Below are 17,611 nucleotides of genomic sequence, written 5' to 3' on the forward strand. Positions count from 1 at the left end.
GCCAACCGCCTGTGACCGCTCCCGGCCAGGCGCCAGCGACGGCTCCGACCCAACCCCCGGCGGCTCGCCCGACRCCAGCRCCGGTGCCAGGAACKGCYCCGCAAGCTCAGCCGCCCGTGACCCAGCCGCTGGTGCCGCCTCCGGGTGGTCGTGCGCCCGGCGCGCCGCCAGCCGGCCAACCGCCTTCTGCAACACCCGGTCAGGTTCCGGCGCCGCTACCCGCTCAGCCGCCGGCAGCAGCCCCGCTCGCCCCGCCCCCCGGCGGTCGCGCGCCCGGCGCAGTCCCGCCGCCCGTTGCACCGCCGCAGCCGGGCCAGACGCTCGCTCCGCCTCCGGCCGGCCAGCCTCCAGCCGCTGGACCCGGGCAACTGCCCCCGCCTGACCGGCAGGGCCGTCGCGGTGGCATCGGCCTCGGTGGCGCGGCTGCGATCGGCCTTGGCGTAGGCGTACTCGGCGGCATCATGGCGACGCAGGGCGCGACGCGCCTCGACGATGTCCGCGGGCGCCGCGAGGAGCGCCGCGAGGGCGACGTCACGATCATTCGCGAGCCCGGTCGCACGATCATCCGCGACGACGACCGTGCCATCATCCGCCGCGACGAGACCGAGCGCTTCCGCGACCTCGGCTGGCAGGGACGGACCGAACGGCGCGGAGACGAGAACGTCACCGTGTTCGAACGGCCGGACGGCAGCCGCATCATCACCGTGACCGACGAGGATGGCCGCCTGATCCGCCGGACCCGGCGCATGCGCGATGGCGATGAGATCGTGATGATCGACAACACCCGCCGCGATCGGCCGGATATGCGCTTCTCGGACGAGGTCGTCGTGCTGCCGCCGCCGCCGCTGCCGATCCCGCGCGAGCGCTATATCGTCGACGCCGAGCAGGCCGACCAGCGCCTGATCTATGAGACGATCACCGCCCCGCCGATCGCCGCGATCCCGCGCCGCTACACGCTCGACGAGGTCCGCTACTCGCCGGACCTGCGCGCCCGCATGCGCAGCGTCGATATCGACACGGTAACCTTCGAGACCGGGTCCTGGGAGGTCACCCCCAACCAGGCGCAGCGGCTCTCGGTGATTGCCGCCTCGATCAGCCAGGCACTGCAGCGCGCGCCGAACGAGGTTTTCCTGGTCGAGGGCCATACCGACGCCGTCGGCTCGGATGTCGACAACCTCTCGCTCTCGGATCGCCGGGCCCAATCGGTCGCCGAGATCCTGACGCGCGATTTCCAGGTGCCGCCGGAGAACCTGACGACGCAGGGCTATGGCGAGCAGTATCTCAAGGTGCAGACGCAGGAGGCCGCCCGCGAGAACCGCCGCGTCACGCTCCGACGCATCACCCCGCTGCTGGCCGGGCAGAATCAGCCGCAGTGAACCAATAGAACCGGCGCGGCGGGCGACCGTCGCGCCGGTCTCCCCGGATCAGGGGATTCAGGAATCAGCAAGCTCTCCGGCTTAAGACCTGTCGTAAGGAGAGTTGAGATGAGTGAGACAACCGTCGCGATCGCGCAGGGCTTTGCCGCAAGCCAGGCAGCCTCGACCCGCCAGACCTTGCAGACAGCGATGGTGAAGCAGCAGGCGACGTCCGACCAGGCGCTCGTGGATATGCTGCAGCAGAGTGCCGAGTCCCAGAAGGCTACTCTTGCCGCTGGCCAGGGCCAGAACGTCGACATTCTCGCCTGAGCCCGGCATTCCGGCGCCGCATGGCAGGGCCGCATCCCGCCCCTTGCCGGTTGCGTTCAAGAGCCGCCGGCCCTAACCTCCGCTTCGTTCCGAGGGGTGCTCGCAAGAGCTGAGATGGCGTCCAAAGCCGAACCCGTCGAACCTGATCCGGGTCATACCGGCGGAGGGACTGGAACGCGGCGTGCGCCACACGTGTACCCGCAGACAGCAACTGGACCGCTTCTAAACCCGGATCTCCTGAACCTTGGACCAAGGAGGAGATCCCATGAACGCCCACACCAAGCCCCAGAAGAATACCGTCAAGGCTGCCCCTCAAAGCGTGACGACCGGACCGATCATCGGCTCGCGCAAGATCTATGTCGCGCCGCCGGACCATCCCGAGATGCGGGTGCCCTTCCGCGAAGTTCAGCTCACCACCGATTCCGAGCCGCCGGTCCGGATCTACGACCCGTCCGGTCCGTTCACCGAGAGCGATGTCACGATCGACCTGAATGCCGGCCTGCCGCAGCCGCGCCGCRCCTGGCTCGATGCCTCCGGCTTCACGACCGTGCCCGGCCGCGCCGTCACTGCCGCCGATAACGGCCATATCTCGCCTGAACAGCTCGTTCCCGCCTGCCCGGCCCCACGCCCGATCCTCGAGGCGAAGCCCGGCCAGATGGCGACCCAGTACGAGTTCGCCAAGGCCGGCATCATCACGCCCGAGATGATCTATGTCGCGCATCGCGAGAATCTCGGCCGCGCCGCGATGCTCGAAGGCGCACGCGAGCGCCATGCCGATGGCGAGAGCTTTGGCGCCTCGGTTCCGGAATTCGTCACCCCTGAATTCGTGCGCGAGGAAATCGCCCGCGGCCGCGCCATCATCCCGGCCAATATCAACCACCCCGAACTGGAGCCGATGGCGATCGGCCGCAATTTCCTGGTCAAGATCAACGCCAATATCGGCAATTCGGCCGTGACGTCCGGCGCTGCCGAGGAGGTCGAGAAGCTGGTCTGGGCGATCCGCTGGGGCGCCGACACGGTGATGGACCTGTCGACCGGCCGCAACATCCACAACATCCGCTCCTGGATCCTGCGCAACTCGCCGGTTCCGATCGGCACGGTGCCGATCTACCAGGCGCTTGAGAAGGTCGGCGGCGACCCGATCAAGCTCGACTGGGAGGTCTTCAAGGACACGCTGATCGAGCAGGCCGAGCAGGGCGTCGACTATTTCACCATCCATGCCGGCGTGCGCCTGCCCTATGTCCCGCTCACTGCGAGCCGCGTCACGGGCATCGTCTCGCGCGGCGGCTCGATCATGGCGCGCTGGTGCCTCGCGCACCACAAGGAGAGCTTCCTCTACGAGCGCTTCGACGAGATTTGCGAGATCATGCGCAAATATGACGTCTCCTTCTCGCTCGGCGACGGCCTGCGTCCGGGCTCGATCGCCGACGCCAATGACCGCGCCCAGTTTGCCGAGCTGGAGACGCTGGGCGAGCTCACCAAGGTCGCCTGGGACAAGGGCTGCCAGGTGATGATCGAGGGCCCGGGCCACGTGCCGATGCACAAGATCAAGGAGAACATGGACAAGCAGCTGCGCGAATGCGGCGAGGCGCCGTTCTACACGCTGGGACCGCTGACCACCGACATCGCGCCGGGTTACGACCACATCACCTCGGGCATCGGCGCGGCGATGATCGGCTGGTTCGGCTGCGCCATGCTCTGCTATGTCACGCCCAAGGAGCATCTCGGCCTTCCCAACCGCGACGACGTCAAGACCGGCGTCATCACCTATCGGATCGCGGCCCATGCCGCCGATCTCGCCAAGGGCCATCCAGCGGCCAAGATCCGCGACGACGCGGTCTCGCGCGCCCGCTTCGACTTCCGCTGGGAGGACCAGTTCAACCTGGCGCTCGACCCCGATACGGCACGTTCCTTCCATGACGAGACCCTGCCGAAGGATGCCCACAAGGTCGCGCATTTCTGTTCGATGTGCGGGCCGAAATTCTGCTCGATGAAGATCACGCAGGATCTGCGCGCCGAAGTGCTGGCGATGGGCGAGAACGAACGCGCGGCGCTCGAGGGCATGGCGGAGAAATCGCAGGAATTCCTCGCCAAGGGCGGCAATCTCTACTTGCCGGCGGCGGAATGAGCGCGACGATGACCGCGGCCCGCCTCGACGCGACGGTCGTTGCAGGCGTGCTGGCGCGGGTGGCAGCGAGCCGCCCGCGGGTGCAATGCCTCACCAATACGGTGGCGCAGAACATTACGGCGAACATGCTGCTCGCCTTCGGCGCGATCCCGTCCATGGCGATCCATGTCGACGAGATCGCGGCAATGGCCGAGGGCGCCGGCGCGATCCTGATCAACATCGGCACGATCAATGCCGAGAGCGAACTCGCCATCCCGAAGCTGCTGGAGGTCGCGCGCGACCGACAGAAACCGCTGGTCTTCGATCCGGTCTTCGTCGAACTCTCGCCGCTGCGCCAGCGCGTGGCGCGCGAGGTCTTGCGCCTGCCGAACATCGTCGTGCGCGGCAACGCGACCGAGATGGCCGCGCTTGCTGCCGATCTCAAGACGGCGCGCGAGCGCAACCTCACGCTCGTCACCACCGGCAAGGTCGACCGGATCATGCGCGCAGGCGGCATGCTGTCCGTCTCCCATGGCCATCCGCTGATGACGAGGGTCACCGGGGTCGGCTGCGCAGCGGGCGCCCTGATCGCGGCATGCTGCGCGGTCGAGGGCGATCCGGCAGTCGCGGCCGCCGCCGCGCTGACCGCCTATGGCGTCGCCGGCGAGATTGCGGCAGAGACATCGCAAGGGCCCGGCAGCTTCGCCGTGCACCTGATCGACGCGCTGGCAGGGATGGACGAGGCCACGCTGCGCGAACGGATGGGAGAGCACGGGTGAGCGTTGATATCCGCCTTTACGGCATTGTCGATCCGCAGATCGCGGCCGGGCGCTCGCTGGCCGACCTGGCGCGTGCCGCGGTCGATGGCGGCGCCACCCTGATCCAGCTGCGCGCCAAGACCGAGACGACGCGCGAGATGGTGCGCGAGGCCCGGGCCATCCGCTCGGCCCTGCACGGCACAAGGGTGCCGCTGCTGATCAACGATCGCGTCGATGTCGCGCTCGCTTCCGGTGCCGACGGCGTCCATCTCGGCGCCGACGACATGAAGCCGAACGATGCCCGCCGCCTGCTCGGGCCCCGCGCCATCATCGGCGCGACGCTGAAGCATGAGGATGAACTCTCCGCATTGGCCTCGGCGAAGATCGACTATGCCTGCATCGGCGGTGTCTTCCAGACCTCGCACAAGGACAATGCCGGCTCCTCGCTCGGTCTCGACGGCTTCACGGCCCTGCGGCGCAAGGCTGCTGCCGCATTGGGGCCGCTCCCGGTCGGAGCCATCGCCGGCATCACGGCAATGAATGCGGCCTCGGTMATCGAGGCAGGGGCTGACGGCATTGCCGTGATCGGCGCGCTGTTCGTGCAGGACGATGTCGAGGCCGCCGCGCGCGCACTGCGCGCGGTGCTCGAGCGGCTGCTGCCGACGCCGCCAGAAGCTCCCGCATCCACCTGAACCGTCACGTGGCAATGCCGGGCGCGCAGCCCCGCCACGAGCGCCCGGCCCCTTGCTTCGCGCCCGTCGCTCGCCCATGAACGGCACGACATCGAGGGAGCGCTGCGTCATGACGAATTATGTGATCGAACCGCCCGCCATCAACGCGGTTCCGGTAGCGGGTGGCGGGCTCTTCCCCGTGCGCCGCATCTTCTGCGTCGGACGCAACTATGCCGAACATACCCGCGAAATGGGGGGCGATCCCGACCGCGAGGAGCCGTTCTTCTTCACCAAGCCCGCGGACGCAGTGGTGATCAACGGCACCGACATGCCCTATCCCAGCAAGACCAAGGACCTGCACCACGAGATGGAGCTGGTCGTCGCGATTGGCACCGGCGGRCGCGACATCCCGGTCTCCGAGGCGCTCTCGCATGTCTATGGCTATGCGGCCGGGCTCGATATGAYCCGCCGCGACCTGCAGGGCGAAGCCAAGAAGACCGGCCGCCCCTGGGACATGGGCAAGGGCTTCGACCAGTCGGCCCCGATCGGGGAGATCGTGCCCGCGAGCCATAGCGGCCATCCCGCGGCCGGCAAGATCGAGCTCACGGTCAATGGCCGCGTGCGCCAGACCTCCGATCTCGCCAAGCTGATCTGGAGCGTGCCGGAGACGATCGCCTATCTTTCCGGCCTCGTCGCGCTGGCTCCCGGCGACCTGATCTTCACCGGCACGCCGGAAGGTGTCGCCGCCGTCGTCGAGGGCGACGTGCTGGAAGGCGCCATCGACGGCGTCGGCACCGTCCGCACCCGGATCGCCTGAAGAGACTTCGAGGAACCTGACCATGCAGCTGACCCCTGACGCCCGCGGCGTCTATCCCATTGCGCCGACCCCCTTCACGCCCGATGGCGCCATCGACTGGACGAGCACCGACCGGCTCTTCGATTTCTACGCCGGCATCGGTTCTGACGGCATCACCGTGCTCGGCATCATGGGCGAGGCGCCGAAGCTCGAACCGGAAGAGTCCGTCGGGCTCGTCAAGCGCGCCGTCGCGAAGATGGGTGGCAAGCCGATCATCGTCGGCGTTTCGGCGCCGGGCTTTGCGGCTATGCGCTCGCTGGCGCGGCAGGTGATGGATCTCGGCGCCGGCGGCGTAATGATCGCCCCGCCGCCGAGCCTGCGCACCGACGACCAGATCGTCGGCTATTACGCCCAGGCCGTCGAGGCGATCGGCAGCGACATTCCCTTCGTCATCCAGGACTACCCGCTGACGCTCTCGGTGGTGATGACGCCGGCCGTGATCCGCCGCATCGTCCAGGACAACCCGTCCTGCGTAATGCTGAAGCACGAGGACTGGCCGGGACTCGAGAAGATCTCGACGCTGCGCAAGTTCCAGGCGGAAGGCAGCCTGCGCAAGATCGCGATCCTCACAGGCAATGGCGGGCTCTTCCTCGATTTCGAGATGGAGCGTGGGGCTGACGGCGCCAATACCGGCTATGCCTTCCCGGAATTGCTGATCGACGTCGTCCGCCTTTCCAGCGAAGGCAAGCGCGACGCGGCTCATGACATCTTCGACGCGCACCTCCCCCTGCTGCGCTACGAGCAGCAGCAGGGTGTCGGCCTTGCCGTCMGCAAATATACGATGATGAAGCGCGGCATCCTGGCCAGCGACGCCCAGCGCAAGCCGGGCGCCGGTCTGACGGCCGCGGCCAAGGCGGAAGTGGACTATCTGCTGACGCGGCTGGCAAAGCACGACCCGCGCGCCAGGTTCTGAAGGCCGGAATCGCGATGGCCCCCTCTCAACGAGAGGGGGCCATCGCCTTGTCTTCAAGCGCTCAGTGCGTGTGCTCGGCGGCTGCGCCCTTGGCGCCGATCCCCTCGACCTTGAACTCGACCTCCACCACACCAGCCTTCTCGAAGGTCAGCGTGCCCTTGACGCGCTCATCCTGCTTCAACGGCTGCTTCAGCTCCTGGAACATGATGTGGAAACCGCCGGGCTTCAGCTCGACCTTGGCGCCGGCCGGGATTTCGATACCTTTTTCAAGCTCGCGCATGGTCATCACGCCATTGGTGACCGCCATTTCATGGATCTCGCCGCGACCGGCGAAGGGCGCAGAGACCGCAATCAGCCGGTCGGGCGTCGAACCGGTATTCTCGATCGAAAGGTAGCCGCCGCCGACCTTGGCGCCGGCCGGCGTGGCGCGCGACCAGGGATGGCCGATCTTCAGCGGGCCAGCCTTGTAGTCATGGGCGAAGGCGGCGGCGCTCGCGAGTGTGAGCGCGATCGCGGCGAGGTAGTGAACGGGCTTGTTCATCAGCATGGTCCTGAAAGAGGTCGCGGCCATTCGCGAATGGCCGGAAATCCCGGCTTGCGGCGGCCTGTCCGGCTGGCCGCGAGACGAGAGGGAGAGACGAAACCGTGTTCAGGATGCGATCGGCGGCGCTCGCGATTGCGGCAGCCCGAGGACCGCGCCATGGATGGCATCCGTCCGAATGGGAACGGAGCGCTCCAGCGGGGCCGCAAGGCGCGCGCCCACCGGCTGAGGCGGTACAGGAGGGATCGCAAGGGCAGGATTGATCGGGCAGCCAATGCAATGCTGGACGCCATTCGCCGGCTCCGGAACCTCGGACGTGTCCGAGACGGACTGCCCGGAACACAGAACCGCACCTGCGAGCGCTGGATGAGCCGCAAAGGCTGACGCCGGCGCCAGGCCTGCCGCCAGAACGGCCAGCGCATAGACGGCCGCAAGCCAGGCTCCGAGGACGGAGCGGCGCAACGTCTCAAGCGGGGGACCAAGGGCCGACATGGCGCGACTTGGCCTCGTCACCTGCTCTCCGTCAAGCCGCGCTCTGTCGCAGGGGGAGGTCCGCGGGATGGTCGAGGAGAGATTTCTGCCCCCTCGGCAACGGCGCGCGAAAGATTCATTCCCTTTCATTCGTTTCTTTAAAAGAACGATCGGGTTGACAAAGAGGACACTTTCACCCAAATTGGCACTGTCGCTGGACATGGTTCGGCGGCCGCGGAGATTTGAGCGAGCAGCTTGCGCCGCGTCACCAAACGCTAAAGCGCCACGACCGGGTCGTGGGCTCCAGTGACGAGGAGATGAACATGACCGTTTCGACCTTGCGCCGGTCCGCTGCCACGATGCTGATGGCTGCCTGCTGTTGTCGATGCTGATCCTGCATTGAAAGACCGCCCGGGCTGACGCCGGGGCCTCTCCCAATCCGATCCGCCCAATCGAACGCCGCCCATGCGGCGGAGGTAAGCCATGACCCAGTCGCAGACCCAGCAAGCATTCATCATCGAAATCGGCGAGACCCAGGCCGGTCTCGTCAATCGCCGCAACGACGAACGCTTCTTCACCTTCATTTCCGCCTCGTCCGCCTTTCGCGCACTCGAGGGCCTCCGTTTCGCAACGCCAAGCGCTGCCGAGATCGCGGCCCGGCAACTCGCCGCCTCCCAGCGCCGTCCCGCGCTGCGGCTGGCGTCATAGCGGGGGCAGGCCGATGCCGCTGATCACGACCCTGAGCGCATTGCTGCGGGACTGGCTCGACCGGGCCCTTTCCACCGCGCTCGCACCATCTTCGACCCAGGAGCGAGTGGACGAAGACGAGAACACACGCCGCTCCATCCACGACGTGACGCTGGAACAGCTCGGCATCTCGCACTGGTCCTGCCACACGCTCCTCTGAGGTTATGATGAACGCTCTCGTGAAGCCCGACGCCTTCAGCGTCGGTGCCAACCCCGTTTTCAGTCCCGAGCCGGCGATCCGGTTCGAGAATGTCGGCAAAATCTTCTCCGGCCGCTCCGGGCAAGGCGCCGTGACTGCGCTCTCGGGTATCGATCTCACCGTGCCGCGCGGCGCAATTCTCGGGGTGATCGGCCGCTCCGGCGCCGGCAAGTCCACGCTGATCCGGCTGGTCAACGGTCTGGAGCGGGCGAGTTCCGGCCGCATCCTGATCGAGGACGAGGATGTCACAGGGCTGACCGAAGCCGGTTGGCGGGCGCGGCGCCGGACGATCGGCATGATCTTCCAGCACTTCAACCTGCTCTCGTCGCGCACCGTCTTCGACAATGTCGCGCTGCCGCTTGAAATTGCAGGCGCGCCCAGGGCCGAGATCGAACGCCAGGTCACGCGGCTGCTCGATCTCGTCGGCCTGTCCGACAAGCGCGAACGCTATCCGGCCGAACTCTCCGGCGGCCAGAAGCAGCGCGTCGGTATCGCCCGCGCGCTTTCGACCGAGCCGAAGGTGCTGCTCTGCGACGAGGCGACCTCGGCGCTGGACCCCGAGACCACACAGTCGATCCTCGGCCTGCTGAAGCGGGTCAACCGCGAGCTCGGCATCACCATCCTGCTGATCACCCACGAAATTCCGGTGATCAAGGAGATCTGCGACCGCGTTGCAGTGATCGAGGGCGGGCGGATCGTCGAGGAAGGCGAGACCTTTACCGTCTTCACCCAGCCCAAGCACCCGACCACCGCGCGCTTCGTCGAGACGGTGACCGGTGTCGAACTTCCCGCCCATCTCGCCGGCCGGGTCAGGCCGGAGGCACGTCCAGGCGACAGCGCCCTGCTGCGCATCACCTTCATCGGCGAGAATGCGACGGCCCCGGTGATCAGCCGGCTGAGCTCGATCGTCGGCGTCGATGTCAACATCCTCGCCGGACGGATCGATGCCATTGCGGGCCAGCCCTTTGGCAGCCTGCTCGTCTCGGTCACGGCCCATGAGCCGGAACTCGCTGCCGTGCTCGGCGCCCTGAAGAGCCTCGAACTCAAGGCGGAGGTTATCGGCCATGTCTCCTGAACTCATCCGCCTCATCGCCCAGGCGACCGCCGACACGCTGCTCATGGTTGCGGTCGCAGCCGGGATCGGTACGCTGATCGGCCTGCCCCTCGGCGTCTTCCTGGCGACCAGCAAACGTGGTGAGCTCTTCGCCGCGCCCGCCGTCAACGCCGTGCTCGGCGTGCTCGTCAACGCCACGCGCTCGACGCCCTTCATCATCCTCGTTGTCGCGATCATCCCTTTCACCCGGCTGCTCGCCGGCACCTCGATCGGCACCAATGCTGCCATGGTCCCGCTCACCGTCGCCGCCGCCCCCTTCATCGCGCGACTGATCGAAGGCGCCATCCGCGAAGTCGATCAGGGCCTGGTCGAGGCCGCGCGCGCCATGGGGGCGAGCCCGCTGCAGATCGTGCGCAAGGTCCTGGTGCCCGAAGCACTGCCGGCGATCACACTCGGACTGACGCTGGCCATCGTCAGCCTGATCGGCTTCTCGGCCATGGTCGGCGCCGTCGGTGGCGGCGGCCTCGGCGATCTCGGCATCCGCTACGGCTACCAGCGCTTCATGCCGGACGTGATGGCCGTCGTCGTCGCCGTGCTGATCGTCCTCGTCCAGACCGTGCAGAGCATCGGCGACCGGCTTGCCCGGCGCCTCAACAAGCGCCTGCGCCACGTCTGAGCCAATCCGTCCTCAACCGTTCAAACAGCCGCAAGGAAACATCATGTCGATCAATCTGACCCGCCGCGCCGCGCTTGCCGCCTCCGGCCTCGCCCTTCTCCTCTCGGTGCCGGCCCTGGCCCAGCAGAACCAGACGCTGCGCATCGGCGTCTCGCCCGGCCCGCATGCCGAGATCCTCGAGAAGGTGAAGCCGATCGCCGCCAAGAAGGGCCTCGACATCAAGATCGTCGAGTTCTCCGACTATGTCGTACCGAACCAGGCTCTGGATGCAGGCGAGCTGGAGGCCAACTCCTTCCAGCACCAGCCCTATCTCGACAACCAGGTGAAGGACCGCGGCTACAAGCTGGTCAGCGTCGGCCTGACCGTGAACTTCCCGCTCGGGATCTATTCGTCGAAGTACAAGAGCTGGGCCGAGATTCCCGATGGTGCGACCGTCGCCATCCAGAACGACCCGACCAATGGCGGCCGCTCGTTGCTGCTGCTGCAGGACAAGGGCGTGATCAAGCTGAAGGACGGCGTCGGCGTGAAGCCGAGCGTCGCCGACATCACCGCCAATCCGAAGAAGCTGAAGATCATCGAAATCGATGCGGCGCAGGCGCCGCGCTCGCTCGCCGATGTCGGGGCCGCCTCGATCAACACGAACTACGCCGTCGACGCCAAGATCGAGCCGACCTCGGCCATCCTGCGCGAAGACCCGAAGGGCCCCTATGTCAACGTCATCGCCGTGCGCGAGGCTGACAAGGACAAGCCCTGGGTCAAGACCCTGGTCGAAGCCTATCACTCACCCGAGATCAAGGCCTTCGTCACCGAGCGCTTCAAGGGCAACGTGCTCGCTGGCTGGTGATCTCAATCGTTCCTCCCACCTGGTCACGCGATACGGCCAGGCACCTGCCCCGGATGCGCAAGCATCCGGGGTTTTTCTTTGCAGGCAAGATGGGCCGGGCCTGCGGCGGCGCAGGCGGCTATGATGGCAGCAGGATTGTCGCGATCAGAGGAGGAGATCATGCGTTGCCTGCCGCTCGCCGCCTGCGCCCTCGCCTCACTGCCGGCCGCCGCCCAAACCGAACGGCTGGCGCGCCCTGAACTCGTGCTCAAGACAGTGGTTCCGGGAATGCCGACCGGTCCCCAGCAGGAAATCAGGGTGATGACCGCCATGATCAAGCCGGGAGACAGGACACCGTTCCATACGCACCGTTTCCCGGTGACGGTCCATGTCATCGAAGGCGCCTTCACCCTGGAAATGCAGGGGCGCACGGCCGTGACAGTGAAGGCCGGCGAATCGCTGCTCGAACCGCCGAACGTCAAGATGACCGGCTACAACCGCGGCAACGAGATGCTGAAAGTGGTGATCTTCTATGTCAGCGAGCCGGACACGCCGTTCCTGGATCCGGTTCGCTAGAAACCCGGCAACGTCAAATCGTCAGACCGGACCTTCCGGTCCGACGATCCAGCCATCTGTGTTTGCGTCGTCTTTCCCGAAAACCGCAATCCGTTTTTCGGGGCGGTGCCTGAGGCCCGCTGCCGGGCGATTGCGCGTGCCTTACCGCGAGATCTTGCCGAAGGCGAAGAACTGGGTCTCGCCGGAGGAATCGTCGACACCGTCATTGTCGGTGACAACGAAGAGATTGCCAGCCTTGTCGACAGCCATGCCCTCAACCTTGTCGAGCCCATAGCCGCCAGCCTTCATCAGATCCGGCGTGAGATCGCGCAGCGGCTTCTTCTCGACGGTCGGGATGGCGGCGGCGCCGATTGCGGCCGGCGTCAGACCCTTGACCGAGAAGGTGGCCAGCGTCTTCACCGCCTTGGCGCCGAAGAGATTGTCGCGCTCGATCACGGCAAAGGTCTCGTTGCCGAGATAGGTCAACTCGGAGAGGCCCATCCAGGCACCGGCGGCCGGAGCCGTCAGCGGGTAATGCAGCACGCCCCACTGCTTGCTGGCCGGCTTGTAGGACAGGATCTTGGTCTTGCCCTTGGGATCGTCCTTCCATTCGCGCTGCACGGCAAGCCAGACGGTCTCGTCCGCGCCCTCGCCGGTCACCGTCACGCCCTCGAAGCCGAAGCGCACGGCATGCTTGTCGAGCTCTTCGGGAAGGTGGATCTCCTCCTCGATCTCACCCTTTGCGGTCGCCCGCAGCAGGATATTGCGAGTCGGCTTGTCCTTGATCTCGGGATTGCCCTCCGAAGCCAGCCAGAAGCCGCCATTGGCGCGGGTCGCGATCCCTTCCAAGTCATAGGAGGCGGGCTTGCCACCCTTGGTCACCGTCAGGCCGGCGACGATCCTGGCCGGCTTCTGCGTGGCGTCGATCTCGAGGATGCGGGACGGCGTATAGGCGCTGTCGGTCACGGCAAAGAGGCGGCCAGCTGTGCTGCCATGGGCGGCAAGTCCGGACAGCGCGCCCCAGCCGATCGGCAGACCCTCATGATCCTGCGAGACGATCGTCGGATAGGCGGCGGGGCCTTCGTTGCGCTCATAGATGGTCACTGCGGAACGGGCGCCACCCTTCTCGCCGACATCGGTCTCGGAGGCCGACACAAGGAGATTGCGCTGCGGGATGGCAAGCAGGCCTTCCGGACCGATGCCACCCGGCAGGGCCTGGAGGTAACGCGGTGCTTTCCCGGCGCCCTCGTCCTTGAAGACCAATACGAGCGAGGCGCGCTCCAGGCCGACGAAGATCAGCTTGTCATTGCCGTAGGTGCCGACCTCGATCCCTTCCGGTTCGCTGCCCTTGGCGGCCGAGCGCTTTTCCGGATAATGGCCGTGACGCATGGCGATATGGTCGACCATCGCAGCCGAATCGAACTCGATCGTGCCGTCCTTGCGGAAGATGGTGAAGCCGCGCGAGCCACCCTTCCAATCGCCTTCATTGGCGGTGACGAAGCGCTCGGTGTCGATCCAGCGCACCGCGTCCGGCTCGCGGGCGACGCCCTTGAGTTCCTCGACCGGCTTGATTTCGCCGTCGCGGGTCTTGTCGATGTTCTTCAGATCGACGGTGCCGGCGGAGAAATGGGTGACGATCTTGCCGGTCTTGGTATCGATGGTGGCGAGGTGGTTGTTCTCCTGCAACGTCACCACGGCGAGGCCGTCCTGGTTGACGTCAACGAATTCCGGTTCGGGGTCGGTCGGCTCGATGGCGGCGATGCCCGTCAGGTCGATCACCTGGCGCGAGGCGCAATCGGCGCCGCCATCCTTGATGCCGACCAGGGTCAGGTTGCCGGCGGGCAGCTGCGGCAGCGCACCCTTGTTCAGCTTCTCGTCGCGCTCGTTCTCGATTACGATGGCGAGCTTGCCCTTGTCCTTGGTCAGCGTAATCGAATCCGGCTGGCCGCCGAGCTCGCATTTGGCAACGACCTGCCGCGCCTTGAGATCGACCGTGGCAAGATGCCCGGCGGGCTCCTTGAAATTGTCGCCGGAGGTGACGACCACGACGAAGGCCTTATCGCCAAGGATCACGACCGAGGTCGGTTCGCCCTCGAGCGGAATGAAACCTGCCGGCTTCGGAGCGGAGGCCGTCGTGATGTCGATCAGGCCGAGGGCCTTCTGCTCGGCATCGGTATAGGCCAGGAGCGTTCCCGCTTCGTTGGCCGCGATGATCTCCGACACCGTCTTCTTGGACGCGTCGCGATCGGCCGGCAGGTTGAGCGGCACGGAGAAGGTCGCGACACGGTTGAACATCGGCTCGGCCAGAGCTGTGCCGCCAAGCAGGACCGAGGCGAGAGCCGCGAGAACGAGTGAGGTGCGCATGGGGCGGTCCTGTTCCGTTGGGGCAAGAAACTGTGCAGGCCGCATCAGCTATTGAGTGCGCACGACAGTTTCGTGACGCTTTCCCCGATCGGAGCCCGCGCTCCCCCATTGGGCCGCGAACAAGACGCCCCCACCACATGATGGCTTTGCGAAAACAGCTCGACGCCCTCCGGCGGCGGCCGGAAGGCGTCGAGTTGGAGATGCCTGCCGCATGCATTCAGGCGGCGACGGCGGCGGCGGGCGAGCGCTTGAAGCCGATGATCTCGAGTTCGGTGACGATCGCGACCGCTGCAGCCTGCGCGAGCACGAAGGCGATGCCGAGCCCGGTCGGCGCAAACCATCCCGCAACCAGGATCAGGATGCTGTCGGCGATCCAGAGGAGGTTGATGCCAATCACCGCGTAGACGGCGAGCCGCGGCAGGGTCTCGCGACTGGAGAGGAGGGCCAGCAGCGCGGCGCAGGGGAGCAGCACCAGGCCGGCGCCGCGGAGGAAAGCCTCGGGGAAGCCGAGCAATCCGGTGAGCGGCGCAGCAGCGAAGGCGAGCAGCAGACCGGTGGCGGCGCAGGCAGCGGCATCGAGAGCAAGGGCATTGCGGAGGAAGCGCGAGGACTGGATCGAGGACATGGCGTGGTCTCCTGGGTGTGAGTCCGTTCCGGCGGCCGGCCCGGGCTGTTGATGTTGGAGCCATGCTGACGCTGTCGTGTCGGCCCGTCGATTAAGCGAGAGGTAATTGGAACGAACCGACAGCCCGGATAGGTTTCTCGCCATGAACAAGCATCATCAACCCACCGTCGGTCACCTCATCCGCGACTGGCGCCAGCTGCGCCGGCTGAGCCAACTCGACCTCGCGCTGGAAGCGGAGATCTCCCAGAAGCATCTCAGCTTCATCGAGAGCGGCCGCTCGGCGCCGAGTCGCGACATGGTTCTGCACCTGGCGGAGTATCTCGCCGTGCCGCTGCGCGAGCGTAACGCCCTGCTGCTGGCCGCGGGCTATGCCCCGGTCTATCTCGAACGGTCGCTGGAGGATCCGAGCTTGCAGGCAGCCAAGTCGGCGATCGATCTCGTGCTGAAGGGGCACGAGCCCTATCCGGCCGTCGCGGTCGACCGGCATTGGACGTTGCTTGCCGCGAATGCCGCGGTGACGCCTCTCCTCGGCCTTGTCGCGGATGCCGAGCTGCTGCGCCCACCCGTCAACGTGCTGAGGCTCAGCCTGCATCCGAGCGGGCTCGCACCCTTCATCGTCAATCTCGCGGAATGGCGAAGCCATCTGATCGCAAGGCTGAGGCAGCAGATCAGGGCGACGGCCGATCCGATCCTGGCCGATCTCCTCGTCGAGCTGCTGACCTATCCGGCGCCACTTCAGCCCGCTCGCAAGGGCCACGCGCCGGAACCCGAGGCGGAAGCTGCGATCGTCGTGCCGATGCAGCTGAAGGTCGGCGAGCAGGTGCTCTCCCTGATTTCGACGACAACCGTCTTCGGCACGCCGGTCGACATCACGCTGTCGGAACTGGCGCTGGAAACCTTCTTTCCGGCCGATGCGGCGACCGCCGAGGCGCTGCGGGCGATGGCAATCGCATCCGCGGACCGGTCCGGAGCAGCTTGAACTTTTCCGGGAACCTTTGCCCGTTCCAGCCGTTTCCTCAGCACAAGTCGCTGATACGACATGCGTTTTTTAACAGAGGAACAGGACCCATGGGCAGCACCGCGGACAAGATCAAGGGCATGGCCAACGAGGCCGCCGGCAACGTCAAGCAGGGCGTCGGCAAGGCGATGAACAAGCCGGGGCTTCAGGCCGAAGGGATTGCGCAGGAGCGCAAGGGCGAGGCCCAGCAGGCCGTTGGCAAAGCTAAGGATGCGGTCAAGAAAGTGATCGACAAGGCCTGATCTGCATCAGGCCGGCGATCTGAAAGGCGGGTGCCCCGGACGGGTCGCCCGCCTTTTCAATTGCGGGGCCCGCGCTCAGGCCGCGCCGCCGCTCATGCCGCCCAGGAACTCCTTGACGCGACCGAAGAAGCCGGCGGTTTCCGGGTGGGTTGCGCCTGAGCATTCGCGCTCGAATTCGAGCAGCAATTCGCGCTGACGCGCCGTCAGCTTCTGCGGCGTCTCGACCACGACCTCGATATAGAGATCCCCGACCTCGCGCGAGCGCAGCACGCTCATGCCCTTGCCCTTGAGCCRGAACTGCTTGCCGTTCTGCGTGCCCTCGGGAATCTTGACGCGTGCCTTCTCGCCCGTCAGCGTCGGGACTTCGATCTCGCCGCCGAGAGCAGCCGAGGTGAGGCCAAGCGGCACCCGGCAGAACAGATCGGCCCCGTCGCGCTGGAAGATCGCGTGCGGCTTGATCGACAGGAAGATGTAGAGGTCGCCCGCCGGCCCGCCGCGCAGGCCAGCCTCGCCCTCACCGGCAAGCCGGATGCGTGTGCCATCCTCGACGCCGGCCGGAATGTTGACCGACAGCGTGCGCTCGCGAGTGACGCGCCCGGCGCCCGAGCAGTTCTTGCAGGGGTCGTCGATGACTTCGCCGCGCCCGTTGCAGGTCGGGCAGGTGCGCTCCACCGAGAAGAAGCCCTGATTGGCGCGCACGCGGCCATGGCCGCCGCAGGTCGGGCACTGGCGCGACGTCGAGCCCGGCTTGGCGCCGGTCCCGGAGCAGGATTCGCAGGCAATCGAGGTCGGCACGCGGATCGAGGCGCTTTTGCCGGCGAAGGCGTCCTCCAGCCCGATTTCGAGATTGTAGCGGAGATCGGCACCGCGCTCGCGGCCATTGGCACCGCGCGGTCCACCGCGGCCCCGCGCATCGCCGAAGAAGGAATCGAAGATGTCCGACATGAAGTCGGAGAAATCGGCCCCGCCGCCGGCACCACCGCCGCCATTCTCGAAGGCCTGGTGGCCGTAGCGGTCATAGGCGCCGCGCTTCTGGCCGTCGGCCAGGACCTGATAGGCCTCGTTCAGCTCCTTGAACTTGGCCTCGGCCCCCTTGTCGCCGGGATGGCGATCGGGATGGCATTGCATCGCGAGCTTGCGGAAAGCACTCTTGAGCTCCGCCTCGTTAGCCGTCTTCGAGACGCCGAGGATCTCGTAGTAGTCGCGTTTGGACATCAAACAGCCACCCCTTCGTTCTTCTCGGCATCATGGCCGGGGGAACCCGGCCATGTTCGTCAGAAGAACGACATTTCCCTTGCAAGAGGCC

20 protein-coding genes and 1 riboswitch are annotated in these 17,611 nt (G+C 66.5%); of the genes, 15 read left to right on the plus strand and 5 right to left on the minus strand.

Annotated elements, in window-relative coordinates; genetic code table 11:
• The first annotated feature begins 116 nt into the window (after nt 1-116).
• From AC1DRP_RS00995 to AC1DRP_RS01025, 7 genes are all read left to right on the plus strand, one after another.
• Entirely contained in the window at nt 117-1,376 is a 1,260-nt protein-coding gene (locus AC1DRP_RS00995; RefSeq protein WP_441506343.1) for an OmpA family protein, read from the plus strand.
• Between the two features lie 108 nt (nt 1,377-1,484).
• A complete protein-coding gene (locus AC1DRP_RS01000) occupies nt 1,485-1,685 on the plus strand; it encodes a hypothetical protein (protein WP_441506344.1) in 201 nt (66 codons plus the stop codon).
• Between the two features lie 82 nt (nt 1,686-1,767).
• Nucleotides 1,768-1,872: riboswitch (TPP riboswitch) on the plus strand.
• A 78-nt stretch (nt 1,873-1,950) separates the two neighbouring features.
• Nucleotides 1,951-3,813 (plus strand): phosphomethylpyrimidine synthase ThiC, encoded by a 1,863-nt coding sequence (gene thiC / locus AC1DRP_RS01005; RefSeq protein WP_476767574.1) that lies wholly within the window; start codon nt 1,951-1,953, stop codon nt 3,811-3,813.
• Nucleotides 3,814-3,821: 8 nt separating this feature from the next.
• Complete coding sequence (locus tag AC1DRP_RS01010; RefSeq protein ID WP_441506346.1) at nt 3,822-4,571, plus strand: hydroxyethylthiazole kinase; 750 nt, start codon at nt 3,822-3,824, stop codon at nt 4,569-4,571.
• Complete coding sequence (gene thiE / locus AC1DRP_RS01015) at nt 4,568-5,242, plus strand: thiamine phosphate synthase (RefSeq protein WP_441490808.1); 675 nt, start codon at nt 4,568-4,570, stop codon at nt 5,240-5,242. The genes AC1DRP_RS01010 and thiE overlap by 4 nt, the downstream gene beginning before the upstream one ends.
• 109 nt (nt 5,243-5,351) lie before the next feature.
• Nucleotides 5,352-6,038, plus strand: coding sequence for a fumarylacetoacetate hydrolase family protein (locus AC1DRP_RS01020; RefSeq protein ID WP_476767575.1), 687 nt, complete (start codon nt 5,352-5,354; stop codon nt 6,036-6,038).
• 22 nt (nt 6,039-6,060) lie between these two features.
• Nucleotides 6,061-6,990 (plus strand): dihydrodipicolinate synthase family protein, encoded by a 930-nt coding sequence (locus AC1DRP_RS01025; RefSeq protein ID WP_476767576.1) that lies wholly within the window; start codon nt 6,061-6,063, stop codon nt 6,988-6,990.
• A 61-nt stretch (nt 6,991-7,051) separates the two neighbouring features.
• On the opposite strand, the gene AC1DRP_RS01030 is transcribed toward AC1DRP_RS01025, so the two are convergent.
• Nucleotides 7,052-7,531 carry a copper chaperone PCu(A)C gene (locus tag AC1DRP_RS01030; protein WP_441506349.1) on the minus strand — a complete coding sequence of 160 codons (480 nt, stop codon included), beginning with the start codon at nt 7,529-7,531 and terminating at the stop codon, nt 7,052-7,054.
• A gap of 108 nt (nt 7,532-7,639) precedes the next feature.
• The gene (locus tag AC1DRP_RS01035; protein WP_441490804.1) at nt 7,640-8,044 is read right to left on the minus strand and encodes a hypothetical protein; all 405 of its coding nucleotides are present in this window, start codon (nt 8,042-8,044) and stop codon (nt 7,640-7,642) included.
• Nucleotides 8,045-8,485: 441 nt separating this feature from the next.
• Between AC1DRP_RS01035 and AC1DRP_RS01040 the strand changes: the two genes are divergently transcribed.
• The 6 genes from AC1DRP_RS01040 (at nt 8,486) to AC1DRP_RS01065 (ending at nt 12,077) form a co-directional block, all read left to right on the plus strand.
• Nucleotides 8,486-8,710, plus strand: coding sequence for a hypothetical protein (locus AC1DRP_RS01040; RefSeq protein WP_441506350.1), 225 nt, complete (start codon nt 8,486-8,488; stop codon nt 8,708-8,710).
• Nucleotides 8,711-8,723: 13 nt separating this feature from the next.
• Complete coding sequence (locus tag AC1DRP_RS01045; protein ID WP_441506351.1) at nt 8,724-8,909, plus strand: hypothetical protein; 186 nt, start codon at nt 8,724-8,726, stop codon at nt 8,907-8,909.
• A gap of 7 nt (nt 8,910-8,916) precedes the next feature.
• The gene (locus tag AC1DRP_RS01050) at nt 8,917-10,023 is read left to right on the plus strand and encodes a methionine ABC transporter ATP-binding protein (protein ID WP_441506352.1); all 1,107 of its coding nucleotides are present in this window, start codon (nt 8,917-8,919) and stop codon (nt 10,021-10,023) included.
• Nucleotides 10,013-10,678 (plus strand): methionine ABC transporter permease, encoded by a 666-nt coding sequence (locus AC1DRP_RS01055; RefSeq protein ID WP_441506353.1) that lies wholly within the window; start codon nt 10,013-10,015, stop codon nt 10,676-10,678. Before AC1DRP_RS01050 ends, AC1DRP_RS01055 begins: the two co-directional genes overlap by 11 nt.
• Nucleotides 10,679-10,721: 43 nt before the next feature.
• The gene (locus AC1DRP_RS01060) at nt 10,722-11,522 is read left to right on the plus strand and encodes a MetQ/NlpA family ABC transporter substrate-binding protein (RefSeq protein WP_441490800.1); all 801 of its coding nucleotides are present in this window, start codon (nt 10,722-10,724) and stop codon (nt 11,520-11,522) included.
• 159 nt (nt 11,523-11,681) lie between these two features.
• The gene (locus AC1DRP_RS01065; protein WP_476767577.1) at nt 11,682-12,077 is read left to right on the plus strand and encodes a cupin domain-containing protein; all 396 of its coding nucleotides are present in this window, start codon (nt 11,682-11,684) and stop codon (nt 12,075-12,077) included.
• Nucleotides 12,078-12,218: 141 nt separating this feature from the next.
• On the opposite strand, the gene AC1DRP_RS01070 is transcribed toward AC1DRP_RS01065, so the two are convergent.
• Nucleotides 12,219-14,420, minus strand: coding sequence for an esterase-like activity of phytase family protein (locus AC1DRP_RS01070; protein ID WP_476767578.1), 2,202 nt, complete (start codon nt 14,418-14,420; stop codon nt 12,219-12,221).
• A 217-nt stretch (nt 14,421-14,637) separates the two neighbouring features.
• Complete coding sequence (locus AC1DRP_RS01075) at nt 14,638-15,045, minus strand: hypothetical protein (protein ID WP_476767579.1); 408 nt, start codon at nt 15,043-15,045, stop codon at nt 14,638-14,640.
• A 142-nt stretch (nt 15,046-15,187) separates the two neighbouring features.
• Here AC1DRP_RS01075 and AC1DRP_RS01080 point away from each other — a divergent pair, with 142 nt between their 5' ends.
• Entirely contained in the window at nt 15,188-16,024 is an 837-nt protein-coding gene (locus AC1DRP_RS01080) for a helix-turn-helix domain-containing protein (RefSeq protein WP_441506356.1), read from the plus strand.
• Between the two features lie 89 nt (nt 16,025-16,113).
• A complete protein-coding gene (locus AC1DRP_RS01085) occupies nt 16,114-16,305 on the plus strand; it encodes a CsbD family protein (RefSeq protein WP_043234134.1) in 192 nt (63 codons plus the stop codon).
• 75 nt (nt 16,306-16,380) lie between these two features.
• Here AC1DRP_RS01085 and dnaJ read toward each other — a convergent pair whose 3' ends face one another.
• On the minus strand, nt 16,381-17,520 hold the full coding sequence (dnaJ, locus tag AC1DRP_RS01090; RefSeq protein WP_476767580.1) for a molecular chaperone DnaJ: 1,140 nt from the start codon (nt 17,518-17,520) through the stop codon (nt 16,381-16,383).
• Nucleotides 17,521-17,611 lie beyond the last annotated feature (91 nt).

Source organism: Allobosea sp. 01N443, assembly GCF_056399325.1.

Coding starts and splice junctions, on each gene's coding strand:
- AC1DRP_RS01050 (WP_441506352.1), top strand. CDS start 8,917: ATGAACGCTCTCGTGAAGCCCGACGCCTTCAGCGTCGGTGCCAACCCC.
- AC1DRP_RS01080 (WP_441506356.1), top strand. CDS start 15,188: ATGAACAAGCATCATCAACCCACCGTCGGTCACCTCATCCGCGACTGG.
- AC1DRP_RS01000 (WP_441506344.1), top strand. CDS start 1,485: ATGAGTGAGACAACCGTCGCGATCGCGCAGGGCTTTGCCGCAAGCCAG.
- AC1DRP_RS01075 (WP_476767579.1), bottom strand. CDS start 15,045: ATGTCCTCGATCCAGTCCTCGCGCTTCCTCCGCAATGCCCTTGCTCTC.
- AC1DRP_RS01045 (WP_441506351.1), top strand. CDS start 8,724: ATGCCGCTGATCACGACCCTGAGCGCATTGCTGCGGGACTGGCTCGAC.
- AC1DRP_RS01055 (WP_441506353.1), top strand. CDS start 10,013: ATGTCTCCTGAACTCATCCGCCTCATCGCCCAGGCGACCGCCGACACG.
- AC1DRP_RS01065 (WP_476767577.1), top strand. CDS start 11,682: ATGCGTTGCCTGCCGCTCGCCGCCTGCGCCCTCGCCTCACTGCCGGCC.
- AC1DRP_RS01070 (WP_476767578.1), bottom strand. CDS start 14,420: ATGCGCACCTCACTCGTTCTCGCGGCTCTCGCCTCGGTCCTGCTTGGC.
- AC1DRP_RS01040 (WP_441506350.1), top strand. CDS start 8,486: ATGACCCAGTCGCAGACCCAGCAAGCATTCATCATCGAAATCGGCGAG.
- AC1DRP_RS01010 (WP_441506346.1), top strand. CDS start 3,822: ATGACCGCGGCCCGCCTCGACGCGACGGTCGTTGCAGGCGTGCTGGCG.
- AC1DRP_RS01060 (WP_441490800.1), top strand. CDS start 10,722: ATGTCGATCAATCTGACCCGCCGCGCCGCGCTTGCCGCCTCCGGCCTC.
- AC1DRP_RS01085 (WP_043234134.1), top strand. CDS start 16,114: ATGGGCAGCACCGCGGACAAGATCAAGGGCATGGCCAACGAGGCCGCC.
- AC1DRP_RS01030 (WP_441506349.1), bottom strand. CDS start 7,531: ATGAACAAGCCCGTTCACTACCTCGCCGCGATCGCGCTCACACTCGCG.